We start from the raw sequence: 25,656 nt of genomic DNA on the forward strand, positions 1-25,656 counted from the left end.
ACGACAAGCCCATTGGCAGAATTAAGTATGCACTAAATTAATTCCGCCAACAGGTAGCAGTTATGAAACAGAATCAAAGAATTCTTGTGGTGGACGACGAGCAGGACTTGCTCGAAATCCTTAAGTTCAATCTCGAAACGGAAGGCTACGAGGTGCAGACAGCGACGTCGGCAGAAGAGGCGCAGACGCTCGACATAGCATCGTTCGACCTGCTGCTGCTCGACGTGATGATGGGCGGCATGTCGGGATTTGCCTTGGCTCGCTTGCTGAAAGCCAACCCGAAGACAGCCAGTGTGCCTATCATCTTCCTCACCGCACGCGACACGGAGAACGACACCGTGACGGGATTCAACCTCGGTGCGGACGACTATATAGCGAAGCCGTTCTCGCTGCGAGAAGTGATGGTGCGTGTGCGTGCCGTGCTGCGCCGTACGGCAATTGACAACGGCGAGGAGGAACCGCACCTCATTACATACCAGGGCATCGTGATGAACCTCGACAAGAAGACCGTAACCATCGACGGCGAAGAGATAGCGTTCACGAAGACGGAGTTCGAACTGCTGCACCTGCTGCTCAACGAGCGAGGACGCGTATTCTCTCGCCAGGAGCTTATCGACCGCGTTTGGCCGAAGGATGTGCTTGTGCTCGACCGCACGGTGGACGTGAACATCACACGTCTGCGCAAGAAGATAGGACGTTTTGCGAAGTGCATCGTCACACGCCTCGGTTTCGGCTACTACTTCGACGCTTAGGAGGATTGGTGTAAAACTACAAAACATTGGCTAAATAGAATAGCAAACGATTAGCCCTTCGCCTCTATTTCGTAGGTTTGACACACCATCCACGCAGCCTTCTACATCGGGCGGCGTTCGCAATCTGATCGGGCGGCGAACGCAATCTGATCGGACGGCGTTCGCAATCCGATCGGACGGCGGACGGAATCTGATCGGACGGCGGACGGAGCACAAGACCAAAACCTTATAGTAAACATTCTATTCTGACTTCTTCAACATTACTAATTATGAAAATATCTGTCGGCAAAAAACTATACTTCAGCATTCTCTCGGTGTTCCTTGTGTTCGCCGTGGCGTTCATCGTGTTCCAGCAGGACCGCGAGAAACAGTTCAAGATTGACACGCTCAACCTAAAGCTGCAAGACTACAACTCGCGCATGGAGGAATATCTGCGACTCTTCCCCGACTTCTCGGAGGAGGCGCTCGACCGCTATGTGCATACCCACTACATACCGAACATACGCGTGACGCTGATACGCAATGACGGCAAGGTGCTCTACGACAGCAAGCTGAAGGACTACTCGAACATAGCCAACCACGCCACACGACCGGAGATTGCGGCAGCACTGAAGCACGGCGCCGGTTCGACCGTCGACCGCAACAGCCAGACCGTACACGGCGACTTCTTCTACTCGGCAACCTACTTCCCCAGGCAGCAGCTCATCATACGTTCCGCACTGCCCTACACGAGCGACCTTGTACAGTCGCTGCAGGCAGACCAGCACTATATATGGTTCGCCGTGGGTGCCATAATGCTGCTCACCGTCATACTCTACCGCTTCATCGAGCGACTGAGCGACAACATCACGAAGCTGCGCACGTTCGCCTCAAGAGCCGACCACAACGAGTCGCTCGAAACCGAAGACCTCGCCGTGTTCCCCAACGACGAACTGGGCGAGATTGCCGAGCGTATCATCAAGATATACAAGCGTCTGCAGACCACACGCCGCGAGCAGGACGTGCTGAAACGACAACTGACGCAGAACATTGCGCACGAACTGAAAACGCCGGTGGCAAGTATTCAGGGATACCTTGAAACTATACTCGAAAACCCGAATATCAACGACGCCACACGCGAGCAGTTCCTGCAGCGTAGCTATGCGCAGAGCCAGCGTCTCACGTCGCTGCTGCAGGACATTTCGACGCTCAACCGCATGGACGATGCGCCGGAGATGATGAGCGAAGAGAACGTGAACATATCTGAGATTGTATCGAACATACAGAAGGAGACGGCGCTACAGCTGCAGAGGAAAGAGATGACGTTCTGCAACCACTTGCAGCCGAACATCGTGGTGCGCGGCAGCACAAGTCTGCTATACAGCGTGTTCCGCAACCTTACGGACAACGCCATAGCCTATGCCGGTGTGGGCACAACGATAACCATCAACGCCGAACTCAGCTCAAACGAACTGTTCGACGACCACCGCAAGTGGCACTTCACCTTCTCGGACAACGGCGTGGGCGTGGCGCCGGAGCATCTGCCGCGAATCTTCGAGCGCTTCTACCGCGTAGACAAAGGCAGGTCGCGCAAGATGGGAGGCACCGGTCTCGGACTCGCCATCGTGAAAAACGCCGTTCTGCTGCACGGCGGCACAATAAGCGTTCACAACAACGAGCAGGGCGGTCTGTGCTTCGAGTTCACACTCAGAGCCTGACCCCGTAGCGGAGGTCTCCGGCCTCCGCAGCAACAAGTACGACGCTATTGTCTGTCAGATTGCTGCGGAGGCCGGAGACCTCAGCTACGGTTTTGCTGCCGCTCTTTTGTATTAATCAGCCTAAATAATCAAAATAACCCCGCAAACATGCGCTCATTTTGCTAAAAAGTCGTAACTTTGCAGACAACAAAATGTTTTTTCATCCAAAACAATATACAAGCAGTATGATTCTATTTTTCATGACTCCAAGCAAGAGCGTGATCGCTACAGCAGCTGATCACCAGCTCTCACAAGACGAGATCAATGAACTGTGTTGGCTTTACGGCGGTGCCACTCTCATCGAGGGTGAGACTGTCGAGGGCTTCTTTGTGGGTCCACGCCGCGAAATGATTACTCCATGGAGTACGAATGCCGTAGAGATAACTCAGAACATGAGCCTCCACGGCATTTCGCGTATTGAGGAGTACTTCCCCGTAAGCTCTAAAGATGCAGAGCACGACCCGATGTTGCAGCGCATGTACGAGGGTCTTAACCAGGACATCTTCACAGTGAACCACGAGCCGGAACCTATCAAGCGCGTGGAGAACATAGAAGAATACAACGAGCAGGAGGGTCTGGCGCTCTCAGCTGAGGAGATTGAGTATCTGCACAAGATTGAGAAGGAACTTGGTCGCCCACTGACCGACTCAGAGATTTTCGGTTTCGCACAGATCAACTCTGAGCACTGCCGCCACAAGATCTTCGGCGGTACGTTCATCATCGACGGCAAGGAGATGGAGTCGTCACTGTTCGCTATGATCAAGCAGACAACAAAGGAGAACCCTAACAAGATTCTCTCTGCATACAAAGACAATGTGGCTTTCGCGCAGGGTCCGGTTGTGGAGCAGTTCGCACCGCACGACCAGTCGACATCCGACTACTTCCAGGTGAAGGACATCGAGAGCGTCATCTCGCTGAAGGCAGAGACACACAACTTCCCGACAACCGTAGAGCCGTTCAACGGCGCAGCTACTGGTACTGGCGGCGAGATTCGCGACCGTATGGGTGGTGGCGTCGGCTCATGGCCTATCGCCGGAACAGCCGTGTACATGACTGCTTACCCGCGTCTTAAGGACGACGACAACCTCACACGCGACTGGGAGAACATCATGCCCGTACGCAAGTGGCTGTATCAGACACCGGAGCAGATTCTCATCAAGGCATCTAACGGTGCGTCTGACTTCGGCAACAAGTTCGGACAGCCGCTCATCACCGGTTCGGTGCTCACCTTCGAGCATCAGGAAGGCGCCGAGAAGTACGCTTACGACAAGGTTATCATGCTCGCAGGCGGCGTAGGTTACGGCACAAAGCGCGACTGTCTGAAGAAGGAGCCGCAGAAGGGCAACAAGGTTGTCGTTGTAGGCGGCGACAACTACCGCATCGGCTTGGGCGGTGGCTCTGTATCTTCTGTTGATACCGGCCGCTACAGCAACGGCATCGAGCTGAACGCCGTGCAGCGTGCCAACCCGGAGATGCAGAAGCGTGCATACAACCTCGTTCGCGCTCTGTGCGAGGAGGATGTAAACCCTGTAGTTTCTATCCACGACCACGGTTCGGCAGGTCACCTCAACTGTCTCTCTGAGCTTGTTGAGGAGTGCGGCGGCGAAATCGACATGACTAAGCTGCCTATCGGCGACAAGACACTTTCTTCGAAGGAAATCATCGCCAACGAGAGTCAGGAGCGCATGGGCTTGCTCATCGACGAGAAGCACATCGACCACGTACGTCGCATCGCAGAGCGCGAGCGTGCTCCGCTGTACGTTGTAGGCGAGACAACCGGCGACGCTCACTTCTCATTCAAGCAGGGCGACGGCGTGAAGCCTTTCGACCTCGACGTGGCTCAGATGTTCGGTCACTCGCCGAAGACTATCATGCGCGACGAGACCGTAGAGCGCCACTATCGCGACGCTGAATATACACACGAAGAGACTTCGGAGAACGGCAAGGACGACGTTCTCGACAAATACGTAAGCCGCGTGCTGCAGCTTGAGGCTGTGGCTTGCAAGGACTGGTTGACAAACAAGGTAGACCGCTCCGTAACTGGTAAGATTGCACGCCAGCAGTGCCAGGGACAGATTCAGTTGCCGCTCTCAGACTGCGGCGTCGTAGCTCTCGACTACCGCGGCAAGAAGGGCATCGCTACAGCTCTCGGACACGCTCCGCAGGCTGGTCTGGCTTCGCCCGAGGCAGGCTCTGTGCTCTCTGTAGCAGAAGCGCTCACAAACATCGTTTGGGCACCGCTTGCAGACGGTCTGAACAGCCTCTCGCTCTCAGCCAACTGGATGTGGCCCTGCCGCTCGCAGAAGGGCGAAGACGCTCGTCTGTACAGCGCCGTTAAGGCTCTCAGCGAGTTCTGCTTGGCTCTGAAGGTGAACGTGCCGACCGGTAAGGACTCGCTGTCGCTCAGCCAGCAGTATCCGAACGGCGAGAAGATCATCTCTCCGGGTACAGTAATCGTGAGCGCAGGCGGCGAAGTATCAGACATCCGCAAGGTTGTTTCGCCGGTACTCGTAAACGACAAGAATTCATCTCTCTACCATATCGACTTCTCGTTCGACGAGCAGCGTCTCGGCGGTAGCGCATTCGCACAGAGCCTCGGCTTCGTAGGCGACGACGTTCCTACCGTAAAGAACCCGGAATACTTCGCCGACTGCTTCAACGCAGTTCAGGAGATGATAGAGAAGGGCTGGATTATGGCTGGTCACGATATCTCTGCAGGCGGTCTTATCACTACATTGCTCGAGATGTGCTTCGCTAACACAGAAGGCGGTATGCACGTAAACCTCCACAGTCTCGCCGGCAACGACATCATCAAGATGCTGCTTGCCGAGAACCCGGGCGTTGTCGTTCAGGTTTCAGACAAGTACAAGGAGGAGTTCAAGGAGTACATGGAGGAGAACGGCATCGGCTACGCAAAGATTGGCTACCCCACTCCGACAGAACGCACTATCGTCATCAAGAAGGACGAGTACACACATACATTCGACATCGACACACTGCGCGACACATGGTACAAGACATCGTATCTGCTCGACCGCGACCAGAGCTTCAACGGCTGTGCAGCAAAGCGCCGCGACAACTACAAGAAGCAGCCTGTTGAGATGCAGTTCCACCCGTCGTTCAAGGGCTCGCTCGAGAGCTATGGCATCTCTGCCGACCGCCGCACAGCGTCGGGCATCAAGGCTGCCATCATCCGCGAGAAGGGTACTAACGGCGAACGCGAGATGGCTTACTCGCTCTACCTCGCTGGCTTCGACGTGAAGGACGTTATGATGACCGACCTTATCACCGGTCGCGAGACACTCGAGGACGTGAACATGATAGTCTTCTGCGGTGGCTTCTCTAACTCGGACGTTCTCGGTTCGGCTAAGGGCTGGGCAGGTGCATTCCTCTACAACCCGAAGGCTAAGGAGGCGCTCGACAAGTTCTACGCTCGCAAGGACACTCTCTCGCTCGGTATCTGCAACGGTTGCCAGCTCATGGTTGAGCTCAACCTTATCAACCCCGACCACGAGAAGCGCACACGAATGTTGCACAACGATTCGCACAAGTTCGAGAGCAACTTCCTCGGCGTCGAGATTCCGCAGAACAATAGCGTGATGTTCTCATCGCTCAGCGGCGACAAGCTCGGCATCTGGGTGGCTCACGGCGAAGGCAAGTTCTCACTGCCTGAGTCGGAGGACAAGTACAACGTGGTAGCTCGCTACAACTACGCTGAGTATCCGGGCAACCCGAACGGTTCTGACTACAACGTAGCTGGTATCTGCTCGGCTGACGGACGCCACTTGGCTATGATGCCTCACCTGGAGCGCGCCATTTTCCCGTGGCAGAACGCTTGGTATCCGGCAGACCGTCGTCAGGACGACGTTACTCCGTGGATTGAGGCGTTCGTAAACGCTCGCAAGTGGATTGAGAAGCAGTAAGGATACTCTTCAACTCTATAACGTTTCGCAACGGCGAAACAAATAAAAAACTCCCGCAGGATTCTCGTAATTCTGTGGGAGTTTGTTTTGTATTGTCTTCGATTTGCACTATCTTTGGATAAGATAGGCGGCACTCAACAATAAAAACAAGCCAGCTTGTTTTGTATTGTCTTCGATTTGCACTATCTTTGCACATGACATTTTAAACAATAATATGCAGAACTTTTACATATCAGCATTCCGCGTGTTCTTCAAGATAGGACTCTTCACACTCGGCGGTGGCTACGCCATGATTCCGCAGATAGAGGCTGAGGTGGTAGACAAGCACAAGTGGATGACACGCGAGGAGTTTCTCGACCTTATAGCTGTGGCGCAGTCGTGTCCCGGCGCTTTGGCTGTGAACATGAGCGTGTTCATCGGCTACCGTCTGCGCAAACTTCGCGGTGCTGTCTGCACTACGCTCGGCGTCGCACTCCCCTCGTTCCTCATAATCCTGCTCATCGCGATGTTCTTCCACAAGTTCCAGGACAACGCCGTGATTGCATCAGCATTCAACGGCATTCGCCCGGCGGTGGTGGCTCTGATTGCTGCCCCCGTGTTCACACTGGCTAAGTCGGCACGCATCGGACTCACCAACTGCTGGATTCCCGTTGCAAGCGCATTGCTGATATGGCTCGTAGGCGTAAACCCGATCTACGTGCTCGTTGTGGCAGGAATGTGCGGGTATCTCTACGGACTTCTCATCAAACCTACAGAATAACATGATATTTCTCCAGCTATTTTTCACGTTCTTCCAGATCGGACTCTTCGGATTCGGTGGCGGATATGGTATGCTGTCGCTGATACAGAACCAGACGGTGTACAACCATGCTTGGCTCACATCGGCTGAGTTCACAAACATCGTGGCGATAAGTCAGATGACGCCCGGTCCGATTGGCATCAACGCAGCCACATACTGCGGCTACACCGCCGTACACAACGCCGGCATGGGCGAATGGCTCTCGATATTGGGCAGCGCTACGGCAACGCTTGCGCTCGTTCTGCCGTCGTTCATAATGATGATTCTCATCTGCCGTGTGTTCATGAAGTATATGAATACGCCTACCGTGCAGAACGTGATGTCGGGTCTGCGCCCCGCCGTAGTGGGTCTCATCGCCGCAGCCGCACTTCTGCTGATGACGCCCGAGAACTTCTCGTCGCCGAAGATCAGTCCGTGGCACTTCTGGGTGAGCATCGCCATCTTCGCTGCCACATTCGTAGGCACAAAGTTCGTAAAGGTAAACCCTATAAGGATGATATGTTGGGCAGCGTTCGCAGGAGTAATGCTACTGTATTAACTATAAATTAATAAAAAACGTGATGGAGCGCTACAAACAGCGCTCCATCACGTTTTTTATTAATATTCCGCTTCATTCGCCAAGTGCCACGTTGTGAGATACGAAGCACGGGTGATGTCGGTCAGTTTCGGATAATTGATGGTCTGTGCCTCATCAGACGGGAAGTTGTAGTTGGGCTGTCCGCCGGTATGATACCACACGATAGGCACCCCCTTCAAATGGAACGACTGCTGGTCGCTGCCGCCGACGGGGTTGTCCCAAGCACGATAGTCGGGATCGAAGCAGAAGTTGTGCTTCGCCATATCCGCCTTGAGCCACTCGCCAATCTTCGGATGCGAAGCCGTGAAGAAGTACATCAGATAGCGACTGTCCGTGCCGCTGCCCACCATGTCGAAGTTCAGATAACCCTTCACCTTCTGCATATCCTTGTAAGCATCAGTGAAGTAGCGCGAACCGAGCAGTCCGAACTCCTCGCCGTCCCAGAATGCAAACACGATAGTGCGCTCCGGCGTTGCACCACTCGCCACAAAAGCCTTCATAATCTGCAGCACGGCAGCCACACCCGACGCGTTGTCGTCGGCACCGTTGTAAATCTTGTCGCCTTCGATGTCGTTGTACACGCCTTCATGGTCGAGATGCGCACCCACAACAACCATTTCGTCAGTCTTCTTGCCCGGCAGCACCGCGAGCACATTGCTCAGATACATAGTGCGGTGCACCTGCTTTTTTATCTCAGCGACAGAATCTGCCTCAACGAAGTAGCGTACGCCGCGCTTCAGCTTCTGCACAGCGCAAGCCTCGAAAGGCTGTTCGTACGAGTCGCCGAGGAAAGGTTTCAAGCCAGTCTGTCGAATCTGTGAGATGATATACTGCTTTGCGATGCGCGAACCGCGCTCGCCTGCACGGCGTCCCTCCAAGAGGTCGTCGGCGAGGAAATAGACATGCGCACGAGCCGCATCTTCGGTGATTGAACGCAAGCCGGCATCACACTGTGCAGCCAGCTGTTTCTCCACTTTCGCCGACTTCTTCTGTGCGGCTTCAACAGTAGTTGCGCCGCTAAGAACGATAGCAGCCGACAACAATAGTTTATTAATCATATTCAAAGTATTATATCGTTAGTCAGTAATAAAGTTTAAACCAATGCAAAAGTAACGAAAAAACATAAGAATACCTCATCAAGAGTGGATAATTTATGGATTATTTGTTGTAACTTTGCACGTAAATAGGAAACATTATTTTAACATAATAACATACACAGAATTATGGCAAAGAAAGCTTTATTGATGATCCTCGACGGATGGGGCATCGGCAAACATGGCAAAGGTGACGTTATCTACAACACACCGACTCCGTATCTCGACTACCTTACAGCAGTGAGCGCACACTCACAGCTCCTCGCATGCGGCGAAGACGTAGGTCTGCCGGAGGGTCAGATGGGTAACTCTGAGGTTGGCCACTTGAATATCGGCGCTGGCCGTATCGTTTACCAGGACCTCGTTAAGATTAACCGTGCTTGCAAGGACGGCTCTATCCTCCAGAACAAGGAGATCGTTAAGGCTTACAGCTACGCTAAGGAGAACGGCAAGAAGCTCCACCTCATGGGCCTCACCTCTACTGGCGGCGTACACTCTTCACTCAACCACCTCTTCAAGTTCATCGAGATTGGCAAGGAGTACGGCTTGAACGACGTATACGTACACTGCTTCATGGACGGCCGCGACACCGACCCGAAGTCGGGCAAGGGCTTCATCGAGCAGGTTCAGGAGTGCTGCGACAAGAACGGTGCGCACATCGCAAGCATCGTAGGCCGCTTCTATGCAATGGACCGCGACAAGCGTTGGGAGCGCGTCAAGGAGGCTTACGACCTGCTCGTTGAGGGCAAGGGCAAGCAGTCTGACGACATGGTGAAGGCAATGCAGGAGAGCTACGACGAGGGCGTAACCGACGAGTTCGTTCTTCCTATCAACAACTCTACCGTTAACGGCAAGATCGAGGAAGGCGACGTTGTCATCTTCATCAACTACCGCAACGACCGTGCTAAGGAGCTTACAGAGGTGCTCACACAGAAGGAGCACGAGGAAGCAGGCATGCACACTATCAAGGGTCTGCAGTACTTCTGCATGACTCCGTACGACGCATCGTTCACCGGCGTTAACATCCTCTTCCCGAAGGAGAACGTAACAAACACTCTCGGCGAGTATCTCTCTGCTCAGGGCAAGCGTCAGCTCCACACAGCTGAGACTGAGAAGTACGCTCACGTAACATTCTTCTTCAACGGTGGCCGCGAGACTCCGTACGAGGGCGAGGACCGCATCCTTGTTCCGTCGCCGAAGGTTGCTACATACGACCTGAAGCCGGAGATGAGCGCATACGAGGTGAAGGACAAGCTGGTTGGCGCTATCAACACTCAGGAGTACGACTTCATCGTTGTTAACTTCGCTAACGGCGACATGGTAGGTCATACCGGTATCTACAACGCTATCGCAAAGGCAGTTCACGCTATCGACAACTGCGTTAAGGACGTAGTAGAGACAGCTAAGGCTAACGACTACGAGGTTATCATCATCGCTGACCACGGCAACGCTGACAACGCTATCAACGAGGACGAGACTCCTAACACAGCTCACTCGCTCAACCCGGTTCCGTTCATCTACGTAACCAACAACAACTCGGCTACCGTTAAGGACGGACGCCTCGCTGACGTGGCTCCTTCTATCCTCCACATCATGGGTCTGGAGAAGCCGGAAGAGATGACTGGCGAGAACCTTATCTGCGACTAATCTGTAGATAGTTGAAAGTTCAGAATTGAGAGTTGAGAGGTATGATTAGTTTTTCTGATTTTATTTTGATTTAGGATTGGAGCTAATTCATAGCTTACAACTAACAAATAACGCAAAACGCGCGCAACCATTCAGTTGCGCGCGTTTTTTATTACGGATATGGTTAACAAAAAAAATCCACCATATCTCCCAGCATCGGCGTAACGCTCAGAATAAGAGCATAATAAAGGCTGGAAGATATTCTTGAAAACCGAATATCTTCCAGCCTATCTTCCAGCCTTATACAATCAGAACTTCTTTCCAAACACGATGCTTAAGAATGTCTTTATGAGCACGGTGAAGTCGAACCAAAGCGACTGGTGCTCAAGATAATAAAGGTCGAGCTCGAGGCGGCGCAACATCTTCTCTATGGTGTCGGTGTAGCCGTTGTAGAGCGTTGCGTAGGAGGTTACACCCGGGCGGATGGCATAGAGCTGCTCATAGCGCGGGTCGCGCTCCATAATCTGGTCGATGTAGAATTTGCGTTCGGGACGATAACCGATGAACGCCATGTCGCCTCTCACCACATTCCACAACTGCGGCAGCTCATCGAGATGATGGGCACGCAAGAACCGACCCACACGCGTGAGGCGCGGGTCGTTCAAAGCTCCTTCGAGCAACAACTGCGGTCCGTCTTTCTCGGCGTCGCGCGTCATGCTGCGGAACTTATATATGTAGAATGGCTTGCCGTGCAACCCTATGCGCTCCTGCCGAAATATAGTTGGCGCACCGTCTTCGAGCCAAATGGCAACGATGCATATCAAAAATAACGGCGCAAAGACAACGAGGCACACAGCAGCTATTATGAAGTCGAGAACTCTTTTCATCTGTTATGTCTACGTATGCGATAGTCCGAAAAACCATGAAAACGTTTTCATGCGCATCATATTATATAGTATGATATTACGAATTTGCCGGACATCTTTGCAAAGGTACTCCGAAAATTGCAGAATAGAGAATTAAATGCAGAGTATTTCACGTTGTGAAACACTTGTTAACTATTCGGGTTAATACAAATGAGAGAAAGGAATAGAAAAAGGGCATATAATAAAGGCTACGGCAAGAATACCGTAGCCTCCTATAGTGTTTGTACTAAAAGCCGTTTAGAGCTGTGCAAGCTCCACCACCTTATCTACGGCAGCAGAGAGTCCGTCGACGTTCTTGCCACCAGCCTGAGCGAAGTGAGGCTGACCGCCGCCACCGCCCTGGATGAGCTTGGCTGCCTCGCGAACCATCTGACCGGCGTTGAGCGAGTGGTCCTTCACGAGGTCGTCGCTCATGCATACGTTGAGCATTGGCTTCTCGTGAGCTACCGAGCCTACAACAGCGAGCAGGTTAGACGGAACAGCCTGGCGCAGCTTGAACATGAGGTCCTTTGCAGCAGCCGGCTCCAGCGGGAGGACAGCTGTGATGACCTTCACGCCGTTCACCTCGCGTGCCTTAGCGATGAGGTCGTTCTTTGTGCGCTCTACGGCAGCAGCCTGGAACTGCTCGATGCTCTTCTTCATAGCGTCGTGCTCCTCGATGTACTTGCCGATGACGCCCTGCAGGTCTTTTGCGTTGTTGAACAGACCGCGGATAGCCTTCAGCACGTCCTCGATGTTGTACATCAGCTCCTCGCACTCCTTGCCGGTCTTTGCCTCAATGCGGCGGATGCCGGCAGCTACGCTGCTCTCAGAGATGATCTTGAACATACCGATGCGACCTGTCGACTGTGCGTGGATACCGCCGCAGAACTCGCAGCTCGGACCGAAGCGCACTACGCGCACCTTGTCGCCGTACTTCTCGCCGAAGAGGGCGATAGCGCCGAGCTTCTTAGCCTCCTCGAACGGAGTGTCGCGATGCTCATCGAGCGGCAGGTCCTGACGGATGAGGTCGTTGACGAGTCGCTCTACCTTGCGCAGCTCCTCGTCAGTCACCTTGGTGAAGTGAGAGAAGTCGAAGCGCAGCGTTGTGGGCGATACGAATGAGCCCTTCTGCTCTACATGGTCGCCGAGCACCTGCTTCAGAGCGTAGTCGAGCAAGTGGGTAGCGGTGTGGTTGGCAGCCGAGCCCTCGCGAGCATCTACGTCTACGCAAGCCATGAAGTCGGCCTCCGGGTTCTTCGGCAGAGCCTTCACGATGTGTACCGACTGTCCGTTCTCGCGCTTTGTGTCGGTGATTGTAACGGTCTCGTCCTCGCTAACGAGCACGCCGGTATCGCCTACCTGACCGCCCATCTCGCCGTAGAACGGCGTGTTGTCGAGCACGAGCTCGAAGTATGTATTCTTCTTCTGTGTCACCTTGCGATAGCGCAGGATGTGGCACTCGTATTCGGTGAAGTCGTAGCCTACGAACTGCTGTTCGCCATCGCGCAGGATAACCCAGTCGGAGTTCTCAACTGCGGCAGCGTTGCGTGCGCGTTCCTTCTGCTTCTGCATCTCGGCGTCGAACTCGTCTGCGGCAACGGTGAATCCGTTCTCGCGGCAGATAAGCTCGGTGAGGTCGAGCGGGAAACCGTATGTGTCGAACAGACGGAATGCCTGCACGCCGTCGAGTTCTGTCTTGCCCTGCTTCTTCAGCTCGTCCATAGCCGAGTTGAGCATGTTGATGCCCTTCTCAAGAGTGCGCAGGAACGAGTCTTCCTCCTCCTTGATAACGTGGATGATGAGGTCGTGCTGAGCCTTGAGTTCGGGGAACGCCTCGCCCATCTCGCGTGTCAGAACAGGGATGAGCTTGTAGAGGAAGCCATCCTTCTGTCCGAGGAAGGTATATGCGTAGCGCACGGCACGACGCAGGATGCGGCGGATTACGTAGCCAGCCTTAGCGTTAGAAGGCAGCTGACCGTCGGCGATAGAGAACGCTACGGCGCGCAGGTGGTCGGCGCATACGCGCATAGCCACGTCGGTCTCCTCCTTCTCGCCGTACTTCATGCCGGTGATGGCCTCCTCTTCCTTGATGATAGGCTGGAAGATGTCGGTGTCGTAGTTGGAGTGCTTGCCCTGCATAGCGCGCACGAGGCGCTCGAAACCCATACCGGTATCTATAACGTGCATCGGCAGCGGAACGAGCGAGCCGTTAGCCTTGCGCTCGTACTGCATGAACACGATGTTCCAGATCTCGATAACCTGCGGGTCGTCCTTGTTCACGAGTTCGCGTCCTGGCACCTTTGCCTTCTCCTCCGGTGTGCGCGAGTCGAGGTGAATCTCCGAGCACGGACCGCAAGGACCCGTATCGCCCATCTCCCAGAAGTTGTCGTGCTTGTTGCCGTTGATGATGTGGTCGGCGGGCACGTGCTTCGCCCAATATGATGCAGCCTCGTCGTCACGAGAGAGTCCTTCTTCCTCCGAACCCTCGAAAACGGTTACATAGAGGTCGGCGGGGTTGAGCTTCAATACGTCTACGAGGTACTCCCAAGCGTAGTCGATGGCGCCTTCCTTGAAGTAGTCGCCGAACGACCAGTTGCCGAGCATCTCGAACATTGTGTGGTGGTATGTGTCGTGACCTACTTCCTCGAGGTCGTTGTGCTTGCCGCTCACGCGAAGACACTTCTGTGTGTCGGCACGACGGCGCGGTTCGGGCTCGCGTGTGCCGAGGATGATGTCCTTCCACTGGTTCATACCAGCGTTTGTGAACATCAATGTTGGGTCATCCTTGATTACCATCGGCGCACTCGGCACGATGGTGTGTCCTTTCGACTCGAAGAACTTCTTGAACGAGTCGCGGATTTCATTAGCTGTCATCATATTATACAATATTGTCGTTTGTTTTTTAATTTCTTTCTAAAACGTTTGCAAAGGTACTTTGTTTTGGTTACTTTTGCAAATAAATTGCAAATAATATGGCATTGAATACCAATAAGAACGTGAAGTTGTACTACTCCATCAAGGAGGTGGCGGCGATGTTCGACATACGTGAGAGCACTCTGCGTTTTTGGGAGACGGAGTTTCCGCATCTGAAACCCAAAACCGTGGGACAGAACGTGCGCCAGTATACGGAGAAGGACATCGAGCAGATTCGCGTTATACACAACCTTGTGAAGGTGCGCGGCTTCAAGCTCTCGGCGGCGCGCAAGATGCTCAACAAGAACCGCACGGGCGTGGACAAGAGCTCGGACATACTGGCTACGCTGATAAGCGTGCGCGAGGAGCTGAAGGAGCTGAAGAAGCAGCTCGACGGAATGGTGTGATGCATAACGCAAGATGCAGACATTACAGAAACACGAGTTGCATGGCAAACCGTAGCCTCCTACGATATGCATCGCCAACAAAACTCATCGGACGGCGGACGGAATCTGATCGGACGGCGGACGGAATCCGATCGGACGGCGGACGGAATCTGATCGGACGGCGGACGCAATCTGATCGGGCGGCGAACGGAATCCGATCGGACGGCGTTCGGTACACGATGACAATCCGCCTACTTCCACCCCTTACACCACACCAATTAAACCGATTTTTATAAACTAAATCTATATAAAACAATGAGAAAATTCATCCTATTGTCTGCCGCTACGCTCCTTTCTGCCGTAGTTTCGGCGCAGACCGTAGCACGCATGGACGACTTGAAGCCCGAGCAGAAGTCGATGGCTGTAAGCCTCAAGCTCACGGGCGAACTGACAACGACGGGCAACAGCGACTATCGTCAGTTGCGCGACCTCTGTTTCCAGATGCGCTCCGTAGACATCAGCGAGGCGCAGAGCACCGCAATCCCTAACAACGCTTTTCACTCGCGCCACCAGCTCGAGCAAATCACGCTGCCAACAGCGGCGAAGTCGATAGGTTCGCAGGCGTTCTTCGCATGCGACAAGCTGGGCAAGATAACCATTCCGGCTGGCGTAGAGACTATCGGCGCTGCCGCATTCTCGGGCTGTACGGCACTGGAGGAGATAACGATAAAGGGCGCTCCGCATATTGCTGAGTACGCCTTCGCACGACTCGCGGGTCTGAAGACCGTGCGCGTCGACTCGAAGATGCCGCCGAAAGCTGACGCTACGGCGTTCTACGGACTCAACCGCCAGAACGTGAAGCTCATCGTGCCGAAGGGCAGCGAAAAACTCTACCGCAAGGCTGCGGGCTGGAGCCTCTTCTTCAGCGACGCTAAGGAGCCGTATCAGGTGAGCAAGCCGGAGGACTGCCTCGTGCCGTTCCCCGTAGAACTGAAGATGCTGAAGGGCGCCGACCTTAAGGTGAAGACCGCGTGGAACATCGTAGCTGCCGACGGACTCTCGAACGAGGCAGCACAGGCTCGACGCGTGCTCACAGAGCGCATCGGCAACATAGTGAACAGTCGTCAGCGCGGCACACAGATTACGCTGGCGCTCGACAACTCGCTCAGCGACGACGAGGCGTACACGCTCGCTGTAGACGCCAAGGGCGTAACGGCGAAGGGCAAGACAGCGCGCGGCGTGTTCTACGCGCTCATGACGCTCGACCAACTGCTGCGCGGCAACGGCGCTACGGAGTGTGCCGACGCCATCCCGGCGCTGTTCATCAGCGACAAACCGCGCACACACGTTCGCGAACTGATGGTAGACCCTGCACGTACGTTCATACCGTTCGAGGACCTGAAGGCGTTCGTGCCCGAGATGGCGCGCTATAAGCTCAACGCCATGCACCTCCATTTGGTTGACGACCAGGCTTGGCGCATCGAGATAAAGAAATATCCGCAGCTCACGGAGCAGGCTTCGTCGCGCTGGGGTCAGGACGACATTCAGATGCCGTACAAGGGCTACTACACGCAGGAGCAGATGCGCGAACTGGTGAAGCTGGGCGCTGAGTATCACGTCGACATCGTGCCGGAGATAGAGATGCCGGGACACGAGGTGGCTGCCATCAGCGTGTTCCCCGAACTCACTTGCCACCAGCGTCAGGTGCCGGTGCGCACAACCTGCGGCGTGTCTAACGAACTGCTCTGCCCGGGCAACGACTTCACATACGAGTTCCTCGGCAATGTGTTCAAGGAGATTACCGACATCTTCCCGTCTAAGTATATTCATCTCGGCGGCGACGAGGCTGGCAACCCAGCGCTCGACTGCTGGACCGACTGCCCGAAGTGTCAGGCGCTGAAGCAGAAGCTCGGCATCAAGACCACCGACCGCTCGGAGAACTGGCGTCTGCAGGGCTATCTGTTCGACCGCATGATAGAACTGCTGCGCGACAAGTACGGCAAGACGCCGATGTTCTGGTACGAGTCTGACTTCAAGGAGATTCAGCCCGGCTGCGTAACCTTCGCTTGGCGCAGCGGACAGACGCAGGAGGCACTCGACGCTGCCGTGCGCAACAACGCTCGCATCATGCTCTGCCCCGGCGAGCACTGCTACTTCGACTATCCGATGGCGAAGGGCGATATGCCGGAGGTGAACTGGGGCATGCCCGCTACAACGCTGAAGGATGCCTACTCGCTCGACCCGGCGTGGGGCATGAACGAGCAGTTTGAGGAGTACAACCTCTTCGGCGTGGCTGGCACACTATGGAGCGAGTGCATACCGACCGTAGAGCGCATCTACTATCAGGCTTATCCGCGCGCTATCGCTCTCGCAGAAGCTGGCTGGACAAAGCAGCAGAACCGCTCGTGGGAGGGATTCCTCACCCGTCTGAAGCCGACAATGAAGGACATGATGCGCCGTGGCATCACCTACTCGCTCGAAGTGAACGGCGAGAAGTAATATCGCATATAATACGACTTCAAATTGAATCTATACAACGCAACTTGGGGCTTGCATCTTTCATGCAAGCCCCAAGTTATTTTTTACACATAGTAGTGGATGTGCTGTTCACAAATAACCACCCACATATACATAACATTTTACAAAAACACATAAATAATAAATAAATAGCACACTATTCTTGTATTTCTCACAACAAAATCGTATTTTTGCAGTAAATCAAAACAATAGAAATATGGCACAATTCATCAATCCTTTCTCAGATTGGGGATTTAAACATATCTTTGGTCGTGAGATTTCTAAAGACTTGCTGATTTGCTTCTTGAACGACCTGTTTGCCGGCGAGTTTGTAATTAAATCGCTGGCGTTCGGCAACAAAGAACAAATCGGACTGTCGAAAGATTCAAGAGAGGTGATATTCGATATCTATTGCACGACGGACGAGGGCAAAGAGATTATCGTGGAAATGCAAAACCGAGGACAAGAACACTTCATTGACCGGGCTTTGTATTACACCTCACGCGTGATAGTGAACCAAGGCATAAAAGGAGAATGGGACTATGACATACGACCCGTCTACACAATATGCTTCATGAACTTCATCGACCCGTTGCTACCATTTGGCAAGTTCAGAACGGACATGATACTCGCCGATAGAGACAACGGTAAGATGGTGTCCGACAAGATACGCATGGTGTATCTGATGCTGCCGTTCTTCGAGAAAACAGAGACGGAGTGTGAAACCGATTTTGAACGCTGGATATTTGTTTTAAAGAATATGAATACATTTGAAAGAATGCCATTCCTGGCTAAAAACGCTGTGTTTAAAAAGTTGGCTGAGATTTCTGACCTTAGAACTCTCAGCAAAAAAGACATGGACAAATACGAGGATAGCATCAGAATCATGCGCGACGCCTACGCCACTTACAAATACGCTATAAAGACCGGATTGGAAGACGGACGAAAGCAGGGATTAGAAGAAGGAATGGCGCAGGGAATAGAGAAAGGAATGGCGCAAGGAATGGCGCAGGGAATGGCGCAGGGAATAGAGAAAGGAATAGAGAAAGGAATGGCGCAGGGAATAGAGAAAGGAATGGCGCAAGGAATAGAGAAAGGAAAAGCAGAGGCAGAACACCTAAAGAACATTGAGTTTGCAAAACTCATGCTAAGCGACGGCGACTCTACTGAGAAAATACAAAGATACACGGGACTTACGGCAGAAGAAATTAATGAAATTGCGCAAAGCCTACATTAATAAGTAGTAGCTATTGCGCAAGGTAATGTAAACTGAACTGTGTTACGCACAAAACCCGCATAAGTAAAAATAAGAAATCCGCAATGCTGAAAAACAAGCATTGCGGATTTTTTTGTTATAGTATCTGAAGCACCTCCTTGAGGTCCTCAATCTTTTTGAGTTCGTCCATGATGACACTCACTTCGCTGCGGTCGTGAACGCGAATCTCGATGGTGCCGTCGAAGATGCCCTCCTCACTCGAGATGGTAATGCGGTGCATATTGACGTCGAGCTTGTCGGAGATAACCTCCGAGATGTCGTGCAGCATTCCCTTGCGGTCGATGCCGCGCAACTCTATCGTCGCATCGAAGAACATCACCTTGTGCATATCCCACTTTGCGTCGAGGATACGATTGCCGAAGCTCGCCTTCAGTCGCGAAGCCACATCGCAGTCGCGGCGGTGAATCTCTATGCGGTTCTTGTTGTCGATGTATCCCATGATGTCATCGCCAGGGATGGCGTGGCAGCAGGTCGGGAAGATGTATTGCGAGATGTTCTCCTCGTTAATGATCACCGGCTTCTTTTTATTAAAGCCCTCGCCCACTATGAATAGATTCGACTTCTTGTCGTCCTTGCTGTTGTCCTTCTTAAGGAATGGCACGAACTTGCGCCATCCGCCCTGCTCTGCCTTGCGCTCGCGCAGCTCGTCGAGGTCTTTGTCACCGAGCAGGACGGAGCGTTTGCCAAGCATAAGGAACAGATCCTCGTGCTTCTTAGCCTCGTGCAGTTCGCAGAGTTTATTGAGCACCTGCGTAGTCATCTCCAGTTCGTTCTTGCGCAACCAGTCATCGAGTATCTGCTCGCCTCGCTTCTGCAGTTCGCGGTTGTCGCGGCGCAGTATCGCCATAATCTTCTGCTTCGCCTTCGCCGTGAAAACGAAGTTTATCCACGAAGCCTGCACGTGCTGCGACTTCGACGAGAGTATCTCCACCTGGTCGCCGCTCTGCAACTTGTGGCTCAGCGGCACCAGTTTGTGGTTCACCTTAGCGCCGATACAGTGCGAACCGAGGAATGTGTGTATCTGGAAAGCGAAGTCGAGCGCCGTACATTGCGCCGGCATGGTCTTGATTTCGCCCTTCGGTGTGAACACGAATATCTCGCTTGCAAAGAGGTTGAGCTTGATGGTATCGAGGAAGTCCATTGCGTCGGGCTGCGGGTCGTCGAGAATCTCCTTGATAGTAGACAGCCAGTTGTTGAGTTCCGAATCTTCATCAACGGTCTCTACGCTCGACTCCAGTCCCTTCTCCTTGTACTTCCAGTGAGCGGCAAAGCCCTGCTCAGCCACTTCGTCCATATGGTCGGAACGTATCTGCACCTCTATCCACTTGCCCTGCTTCGACATCAGCGTCACGTGCAAAGCCTGATAGCCGTTTGCCTTCGGGTGGTTCACCCAGTCGCGCAGACGGTCGGGGTGCGACTTGTATATGCGGTTGATTGCGACGTAAATCTTGAAGCACTCGTTAATTTCCTCTGAGCGTTCCTTCGGCGTATAGATGATGCGCACAGCAAGAATGTCGTAGATTTCGTCGAACGTGACGTGCTTGTTCTGCATCTTGTTCCAAATGGAATAAGGACTCTTCACGCGCGCCTTCAGTTCGTACTTTATGCCCATCTTGTCGAGAGCTTCACGTATAGGAGCAGTGAAGTTCTCGAAAAGCATGTCGCGCTGCGCCTGCGTGTCGGCAAGTTTTCCCTTGATATAGTCGTACTCTTCGGGATGCTCGTAGCGGAACGAGAGGTCTTCGAGTTCAGTTTTTATCTTGTTCAAACCCAAGCGGTTTGCGAGTGGTGCGTAGATGTAGAGCGTCTCACCGGCAATCTTATACTGCTTATTAGCTGGCTGCGACTGCAGAGTGCGCATGTTGTGCAGACGGTCACAAATCTTGATGAGTATGACACGGATATCATCGCTCATCGTGAGCAGCAACTTCTTGAAGTTTTCTGCCTGCGCCGACGCCTTGTCGCCGAAGATACCACCAGAAATCTTGGTCAGTCCGTCAACAATCTGCGCAATCTTCTCGCCGAAGATATTCGTGATATCCTCAACGGTATAGTCGGTATCCTCGACAACATCGTGCAGGAGTGCGGCGCAGATGCTCGTCGACCCGAGTCCCATCTCCTCCACCGCGATGCGTGCCACCGCAATAGGGTGCATGATGTATGGTTCGCCCGACAATCGGCGCACACCTTTGTGTGCCTGTCGTGCGAAGTTGAACGCCTTGGTTATAATATCAACCTTCTTTCGGTGACGCGATGCCACATATATATCGAGTACTTCCTTGAAGGCTTGTTCTATCATTTGGTCATCAGCAGACTCTCGCTGCTTGTCTTTCAGATTCTGGTCGTCCATGATTCAGGTCTCCTATATATTAATAAGGTATATGTGTATGCGGCAGGGTGCAGAGATTCGCACCAATCTTACTTGATGCGAATCTTCTTGCCTGCACGTATGTTGCTTCCGCTAATCTTGTTAAGCTTTTTCAGTTTTCTAACGGTGGTGCCGTTGCGGCGTGCTATCTCAGAGAGCGTGTCGCCCTGGCGAATCGTTACGTTCTTGCTGCGTTCGCGGCGCGACTTTTTGCGCGACGCCTTGCTGTGTCTGCCGCTTCTGCTTGAAGAGTGGCGCGATACTACCGGAGCGTCTGTGTTTACAGCCACTTCCAGGCGCTTTGTGAGCAGTTCGTCGGGTTTGTAAGCGTAGATAGAGTCTTCGTTGTCGATGAAGTTGCCCACCATAGCCAGCGGCAAGCGAATTGCAGACGGCTTTGTGCTGCCGTTCACAACGCAACGGCGATACTGCGGGTTGAGCTGCTTTATCTGGTCAACATCCATACCGAGCACCTGAGCCACCTGCTCGAAGTGTACGTCGCGGTTTACGACCACGGTGTCGGTCTTTACGGGCAGGTCTGCACGCATCGGACAGATATTGTGCTCGCAATAGTAGTTCATTATATAGTTGGCGGCGATGAACGCCGGCACGTAGCCACGTGTTTCTTTCGGCAGATAAGGATAAATGCGCCAGTAGTCTTTCTCGCCGTTTGAGCGGTGGATGGCGCGGTTGATGGCCTCCGGACCGCAGTTGTAGGCTGCGATAACGAGGTTCCAATCGCCGAAGATCTTATAGAGATCGCGCAGATAGTGGGCTGCTGCGTACGAAGCGCGAACAGGGTCGCGACGTTCGTCAACAAGCGAGTTCACTTCGAGTCCGTACTTCTTGCCGGTGGTGAGCATGAACTGCCAAAGACCGGTGGCGCCGACGCGCGAAACGGCGTTAGGATTGAGCGCCGACTCAATGACCGGCAGATACTTCAATTCGAGAGGCAAGCCATACGACTCGAGAGCCTCCTCGAAGATAGGCATATAGAAGTTCTGTGCGCCGAGCATCACACTCACAGAGCGACGCAGACGTCCGCTGTAGCGGTCGATGAACTTCTGAACGACGTCGTTGTAGGGCAACTCGATGATGGTCGGGATGCGGCTCAGACGCTCTTTGTACACTTCTGCGCTGTAAACCGGATTCACATCAGGCATGTTGCAGTCGAAGCTCATGTGGAGATAAGTCTTGCTGTTGTAGTTGTTGAGCAGACTGTCATAATCGTGAGTAAGCGCCTCAGGCAGGTCGATCACTTCCTGCTTGCCCTGGGCGTCGGTTACTATTATTTCGTCGTCATTATTCTCGCTCTGCGCGAGAGCCTGACTTGCAAAGCCGAAAAACGCTGCGGCTATAATTATCAATGATTTCTTCATAATCTTTTGTTTGTCTTTAGAAATTCAGGCTGCAACTCAATCCCAAGCTGTTAGCCTTGAAGGGGTTCCGTTGGCGGTTGTCGTTGATGATGGTCGGCTCCAGCTTAAGGCTCAAATCCTTCGAGATATCGAACTCTGAGAGCGACGCGTCGACGTATGCGTCAACGATTGAGAGTGCGTAGACACCCACCAGGCAGAAGAAGCTAAGGTCGCGCCAGCGGCGGAACTTGTCTTTGCGCTTCTTGAAGAGCGTCTGATAGCGTTGTATGCTCGACTCGTCGATTTTCGCTCCGAGATGCAGGAACTGGTTATAGCTCTGCGTATTCGGGTCGTCGTCCATCAAGTCGAGATAAGCCTGCGAGTAGTCGGTGTACATCTGATTGTTCCAACGCATGGCGTAGATGCAACCCACGAATCCGCCATACACAATCGGCAACTTCCAATACTTGCGGTTATAGATCTGTCCGGCGCCGGGCAAAACGATGGCGAGCCACATGGCACGCTTCGGATTGGGGCGCCATGTGCTCCAGTCGCGCTTCACCTTGTAAACGCTGTCTGCCTTTATAGGCGAGAGTGCGTTGTCGGCTACGCTGTCTGCCTTTATAGATGTGAACGAAACATCCATACTATCAGCTGCGGTCTGCGCTTTTGCCGTTGTAGCGGACAAGAACAGAATCGCAGCAAGCGCCAATGTCTTTAATATATATGTAATGTTCTGTTTCACTATTGTTTCTTGTTTATGTTTTGTCTGCAAGCTGTTGCAGGTTCTTACTTCATCTTGTCGAACACAGCCATGATATGCTCCAGCTCTTCTTCGTTTGCGAAAGGTATTGTTATCTTTCCCTTGCCTTTGGGCGAGCATGTGAGCTGCACCTTTGTCTGCAGGAACTCCGAGAGGTGGCTGCGCAGGGCATTGTACTCCTCTGGGAGCTTTGCCTTTGCCACAATCTTCTTTGTTCCGCTGTTGACGTCTTCGCCGTTCTTGAGCATCTGCGCCATTTCCTCAACCTTGCGCACGGAGTAGCCGTTCTTGAGCACTTCGTTGAAGAGTTTTATCTGCAGCGAGGGCGAGTCGATAGCGAGCAGAGCGCGAGCGTGTCCCATGTCTATCTCCTTTTTCTGCAGGGCTATCTGCACCTGAGCCGGCAGACGCAGCAGACGGAGATAGTTGGCTATGGCTGTGCGACTCTTTCCTACGCGCTCCGACACCTTCTCCTGCGTCATGCCGTCGGCGTCGAGCAGGTGTTCGTATGCGAGCGCAATCTCAATGGCGTTGAGGTCTTCGCGCTGAATGTTTTCGACAAGCGCCATCTCCATGATATTCTCGTCGGCAATGGTGCGTATGTATGCGGGAATGGCTGTGAGACCAGCCATCTGCGAGGCGCGCCAGCGGCGTTCGCCCGCAATGATTTGGAAGCGTTCGTCGCTTATCTGTCTGAGCGTGATGGGCTGAATAATGCCAATCTCACTGATGCTGTTTGCCAGTTCCTGCAGCGCATCGGGGTCGAAGTCGCGTCGGGGCTGGTTAGGGTTAGCCTCTATCTGGTTGAGCGGTATTTCGTTTATGGTTGATGTACCCTGCGTACGCACTCCTCCGGTGTCGATGAGCGCATCGAGTCCACGTCCGCCTTCAATCTCGTCGAGTCCGCGTCCGAGCACGCTTCGGTTATATTTCTTGTGTACTGCCATCGTCTTGTTTGTTTACTCTTTTTTCGTTCTTGTTGATAATCTCCTTGGCGAGTGCCAAGTGGTTTTTCGACCCAGCCGAGTCAGCGTCGTAAAGAATCACGGGGAGTCCGTGGCTGGGACTCTCGCTGAGCTTCACGTTGCGTTGTATGACAGTCTTGAACACAAGTTCCTGGAAGTGGCGCTTCACCTCATCGTATATCTGGTTGGCGAGTCGCAGGCGGCTATCGTACATGGTGAGCAGGAAGCCTTCTATCTCCAATGCCGGATTTAGCTTGCTCTTTATTATCTTGATGGTGTTGAGGAGTTTCGTGATGCCTTCGAGCGCAAAGTATTCGCACTGCACGGGTATCACCACCGAGTCGGCAGCGGTGAGCGCGTTCACGGTGATGAGTCCGAGCGACGGACTACAGTCGATGAGTATGTAGTCGTAGTCGTCGCGTATCTGGTCGAGCATGTTCTTTATTACGCGCTCGCGGTTCTTCAGGTTGAGCATCTCTATCTCTGCTCCCACGAGGTCGATATGGCTGGGAATGACATCGAGTCCGTTGATGTCGGTGGTGTAGACTGCGTCGTGCACGTCGGCGTGGTCGATGATGCACTCATAGAGCGAGCAGTCAATCTCCTTGATGTCTACGCCCAGTCCGCTCGACGCGTTCGCCTGCGGGTCTGCATCCACCACGAGCACCGTTTTCTCGAATGTAGCGAGCGATGCTGCCAAGTTTATCGTTGTTGTCGTCTTGCCTACGCCACCTTTTTGGTTGGCCAATGCTATTATCTTTCCCATTTGAAGTCAAAATTATTTGGCAAAGGTACATATTTTATATGAGAATAGGCTCGTTTAAACCTTTTTTCGTACATTTGCAGTTGAAATAAAACTAAAATTATGAATACTAAAAAGCCATTAATACTTATTTCGAACGACGACGGCTACCATGCCAAGGGTATAAACTCGCTTATTGACATGCTGCGCGACATTGCCGACATCATAGTCTGTGCTCCCGAATCGGCTCGTTCGGGCTTCGCTACGGCGTTCTCTGCCACGGTTCCGCTGCGCTTGAAGCTGCGCCGCGACGAGGAGGGCATGCAGATGTGGTCGTGCAACGGCACGCCGGTCGACTGCATTAAGCTGGCGCTGCAGGAGTTGTGCGTTGATCGTCTGCCAGACATGATTCTGGGCGGCATCAACCACGGCGACAACGCCTCGGTGAACGTTCACTACAGCGGCACGATGGGCGTAACCATCGAGGGCTGTATGAAGTACATACCGTCTATCGGCTTCTCGCTCTGCGACTTCGCGTCGGATGCCGACTTCGAGCCGCTGCGCCCATACGTGCGCCAGATTGTGCAGAAGGTGCTCGCCGAGGGTCTGCCCAAGGGCGTGTGCCTGAACGTGAACTTCCCGAAGCTAAAGGAGTTCAAGGGCGTGAAGATGTGCCGTATGGCTATGGGCACGTGGTACAACGAGTGTGCAAAGATGCGCCACCCGCACGGCTACGACTACTACTGGATGACAGGCGCCTACCGCAACGACGAGCCGGAGCAGGAAGACACCGACAACTGGGCGCTCACGCACGGATATGTCTCTATCACGCCGACGCGCATCGACGTTACGGACTACGACTTGCTGCGAAGTTGGAAGGAAGAGTTTTGAGCCCCTCCCAACCCTCCCCATCGGGGAGGGCTTAGTTAGCAAAGGCTTAGAAAACTTAGAAA

At 53.3% G+C, this 25,656-nt stretch carries 18 protein-coding genes; 10 read left to right on the forward strand and 8 right to left on the reverse strand.

All coding sequences use genetic code 11. From position 1 onward, the window contains the following. Nucleotides 1–62: 62 nt before the first annotated feature. The 5 genes from KTQ90_RS07890 to KTQ90_RS07910 all read left to right on the forward strand — a co-directional run bounded on the left by KTQ90_RS07890 (nt 63) and on the right by KTQ90_RS07910 (nt 7,748). Entirely contained in the window at nt 63–752 is a 690-nt protein-coding gene (locus tag KTQ90_RS07890; RefSeq protein ID WP_217317928.1) for a response regulator, read from the forward strand. 266 nt (nt 753–1,018) lie between these two features. Continuing rightward, nucleotides 1,019–2,449 (forward strand): sensor histidine kinase, encoded by a 1,431-nt coding sequence (locus tag KTQ90_RS07895; protein ID WP_407936608.1) that lies wholly within the window; start codon nt 1,019–1,021, stop codon nt 2,447–2,449. Between the two features lie 224 nt (nt 2,450–2,673). Beyond that, entirely contained in the window at nt 2,674–6,411 is a 3,738-nt protein-coding gene (purL, locus tag KTQ90_RS07900) for a phosphoribosylformylglycinamidine synthase (protein ID WP_217317931.1), read from the forward strand. Nucleotides 6,412–6,625: 214 nt separating this feature from the next. After that, a complete protein-coding gene (locus tag KTQ90_RS07905) occupies nt 6,626–7,171 on the forward strand; it encodes a chromate transporter (protein WP_217317933.1) in 546 nt (181 codons plus the stop codon). 1 nt (nt 7,172) lies between these two features. Further along, the gene (locus KTQ90_RS07910; protein ID WP_217317934.1) at nt 7,173–7,748 is read left to right on the forward strand and encodes a chromate transporter; all 576 of its coding nucleotides are present in this window, start codon (nt 7,173–7,175) and stop codon (nt 7,746–7,748) included. A 59-nt stretch (nt 7,749–7,807) separates the two neighbouring features. Here the strand turns inward: KTQ90_RS07910 and KTQ90_RS07915 are convergent, their stop codons facing one another. Continuing rightward, the gene (locus tag KTQ90_RS07915; protein ID WP_217317935.1) at nt 7,808–8,845 is read right to left on the reverse strand and encodes a M28 family metallopeptidase; all 1,038 of its coding nucleotides are present in this window, start codon (nt 8,843–8,845) and stop codon (nt 7,808–7,810) included. Between the two features lie 165 nt (nt 8,846–9,010). Between KTQ90_RS07915 and gpmI the strand changes: the two genes are divergently transcribed. Next, complete coding sequence (gene gpmI / locus KTQ90_RS07920; protein ID WP_217317938.1) at nt 9,011–10,528, forward strand: 2,3-bisphosphoglycerate-independent phosphoglycerate mutase; 1,518 nt, start codon at nt 9,011–9,013, stop codon at nt 10,526–10,528. Nucleotides 10,529–10,815: 287 nt separating this feature from the next. On the opposite strand, the gene KTQ90_RS07925 is transcribed toward gpmI, so the two are convergent. Together KTQ90_RS07925 and alaS are read right to left on the reverse strand one after the other, a co-directional pair. Further along, nucleotides 10,816–11,394: a sugar transferase gene (locus KTQ90_RS07925; RefSeq protein ID WP_022158024.1), complete on the reverse strand. Its 579-nt coding sequence runs from the start codon at nt 11,392–11,394 to the stop codon at nt 10,816–10,818. 276 nt (nt 11,395–11,670) lie between these two features. Further along, a complete protein-coding gene (alaS, locus tag KTQ90_RS07930; protein WP_217317939.1) occupies nt 11,671–14,292 on the reverse strand; it encodes an alanine--tRNA ligase in 2,622 nt (873 codons plus the stop codon). Between the two features lie 95 nt (nt 14,293–14,387). On the opposite strand from alaS, the gene KTQ90_RS07935 reads away from it, so the two are divergent. The 3 genes from KTQ90_RS07935 (at nt 14,388) to KTQ90_RS07945 (ending at nt 18,468) form a co-directional block, all read left to right on the forward strand. After that, on the forward strand, nt 14,388–14,735 hold the full coding sequence (locus KTQ90_RS07935) for a MerR family transcriptional regulator (protein ID WP_022158022.1): 348 nt from the start codon (nt 14,388–14,390) through the stop codon (nt 14,733–14,735). A 294-nt stretch (nt 14,736–15,029) separates the two neighbouring features. Next, the gene (locus tag KTQ90_RS07940) at nt 15,030–17,213 is read left to right on the forward strand and encodes a family 20 glycosylhydrolase (RefSeq protein WP_217317940.1); all 2,184 of its coding nucleotides are present in this window, start codon (nt 15,030–15,032) and stop codon (nt 17,211–17,213) included. A gap of 235 nt (nt 17,214–17,448) precedes the next feature. Further along, entirely contained in the window at nt 17,449–18,468 is a 1,020-nt protein-coding gene (locus KTQ90_RS07945) for an Rpn family recombination-promoting nuclease/putative transposase (protein WP_217317942.1), read from the forward strand. Nucleotides 18,469–18,583: 115 nt separating this feature from the next. On the opposite strand, the gene KTQ90_RS07950 is transcribed toward KTQ90_RS07945, so the two are convergent. The 5 genes from KTQ90_RS07950 to KTQ90_RS07970 form a co-directional block, all read right to left on the reverse strand. Further along, entirely contained in the window at nt 18,584–20,857 is a 2,274-nt protein-coding gene (locus KTQ90_RS07950; protein ID WP_217317943.1) for a RelA/SpoT family protein, read from the reverse strand. Nucleotides 20,858–20,925: 68 nt separating this feature from the next. Continuing rightward, nucleotides 20,926–22,254 (reverse strand): lytic transglycosylase domain-containing protein, encoded by a 1,329-nt coding sequence (locus KTQ90_RS07955; RefSeq protein ID WP_217317944.1) that lies wholly within the window; start codon nt 22,252–22,254, stop codon nt 20,926–20,928. A 16-nt stretch (nt 22,255–22,270) separates the two neighbouring features. Beyond that, nucleotides 22,271–22,981, reverse strand: a complete 711-nt coding sequence (locus tag KTQ90_RS07960) for a DUF5683 domain-containing protein (protein ID WP_407936609.1) — start codon at nt 22,979–22,981, stop codon at nt 22,271–22,273. 41 nt (nt 22,982–23,022) lie between these two features. Next, the gene (locus KTQ90_RS07965; RefSeq protein ID WP_022158016.1) at nt 23,023–23,943 is read right to left on the reverse strand and encodes a ParB/RepB/Spo0J family partition protein; all 921 of its coding nucleotides are present in this window, start codon (nt 23,941–23,943) and stop codon (nt 23,023–23,025) included. Next, complete coding sequence (locus KTQ90_RS07970; protein WP_022158015.1) at nt 23,921–24,727, reverse strand: ParA family protein; 807 nt, start codon at nt 24,725–24,727, stop codon at nt 23,921–23,923. Before KTQ90_RS07970 ends, KTQ90_RS07965 begins: the two co-directional genes overlap by 23 nt. A gap of 99 nt (nt 24,728–24,826) precedes the next feature. On the opposite strand from KTQ90_RS07970, the gene surE reads away from it, so the two are divergent. Further along, a complete protein-coding gene (surE, locus tag KTQ90_RS07975; RefSeq protein ID WP_217317947.1) occupies nt 24,827–25,594 on the forward strand; it encodes a 5'/3'-nucleotidase SurE in 768 nt (255 codons plus the stop codon). Nucleotides 25,595–25,656: the final 62 nt, after the last annotated feature.

Source organism: Leyella stercorea (genome assembly GCF_019052365.1).
Lineage (GTDB): Bacteria > Bacteroidota > Bacteroidia > Bacteroidales > Bacteroidaceae > Prevotella.

Excerpts from the sequence above, each read along its gene's own strand:
- KTQ90_RS07945 (WP_217317942.1), top strand. The coding sequence starts at position 17,449 with ATGGCACAATTCATCAATCCTTTCTCAGATTGGGGATTTAAACATATC.
- KTQ90_RS07910 (WP_217317934.1), top strand. The coding sequence starts at position 7,173 with ATGATATTTCTCCAGCTATTTTTCACGTTCTTCCAGATCGGACTCTTC.
- surE (WP_217317947.1), top strand. The coding sequence starts at position 24,827 with ATGAATACTAAAAAGCCATTAATACTTATTTCGAACGACGACGGCTAC.
- KTQ90_RS07925 (WP_022158024.1), bottom strand. The coding sequence starts at position 11,394 with ATGAAAAGAGTTCTCGACTTCATAATAGCTGCTGTGTGCCTCGTTGTC.
- KTQ90_RS07955 (WP_217317944.1), bottom strand. The coding sequence starts at position 22,254 with ATGAAGAAATCATTGATAATTATAGCCGCAGCGTTTTTCGGCTTTGCA.
- KTQ90_RS07905 (WP_217317933.1), top strand. The coding sequence starts at position 6,626 with ATGCAGAACTTTTACATATCAGCATTCCGCGTGTTCTTCAAGATAGGA.
- alaS (WP_217317939.1), bottom strand. The coding sequence starts at position 14,292 with ATGATGACAGCTAATGAAATCCGCGACTCGTTCAAGAAGTTCTTCGAG.
- KTQ90_RS07950 (WP_217317943.1), bottom strand. The coding sequence starts at position 20,857 with ATGGACGACCAGAATCTGAAAGACAAGCAGCGAGAGTCTGCTGATGAC.
- gpmI (WP_217317938.1), top strand. The coding sequence starts at position 9,011 with ATGGCAAAGAAAGCTTTATTGATGATCCTCGACGGATGGGGCATCGGC.
- KTQ90_RS07890 (WP_217317928.1), top strand. The coding sequence starts at position 63 with ATGAAACAGAATCAAAGAATTCTTGTGGTGGACGACGAGCAGGACTTG.
- KTQ90_RS07970 (WP_022158015.1), bottom strand. The coding sequence starts at position 24,727 with ATGGGAAAGATAATAGCATTGGCCAACCAAAAAGGTGGCGTAGGCAAG.
- KTQ90_RS07915 (WP_217317935.1), bottom strand. The coding sequence starts at position 8,845 with ATGATTAATAAACTATTGTTGTCGGCTGCTATCGTTCTTAGCGGCGCA.
- KTQ90_RS07940 (WP_217317940.1), top strand. The coding sequence starts at position 15,030 with ATGAGAAAATTCATCCTATTGTCTGCCGCTACGCTCCTTTCTGCCGTA.
- purL (WP_217317931.1), top strand. The coding sequence starts at position 2,674 with ATGATTCTATTTTTCATGACTCCAAGCAAGAGCGTGATCGCTACAGCA.
- KTQ90_RS07935 (WP_022158022.1), top strand. The coding sequence starts at position 14,388 with ATGGCATTGAATACCAATAAGAACGTGAAGTTGTACTACTCCATCAAG.
- KTQ90_RS07965 (WP_022158016.1), bottom strand. The coding sequence starts at position 23,943 with ATGGCAGTACACAAGAAATATAACCGAAGCGTGCTCGGACGCGGACTC.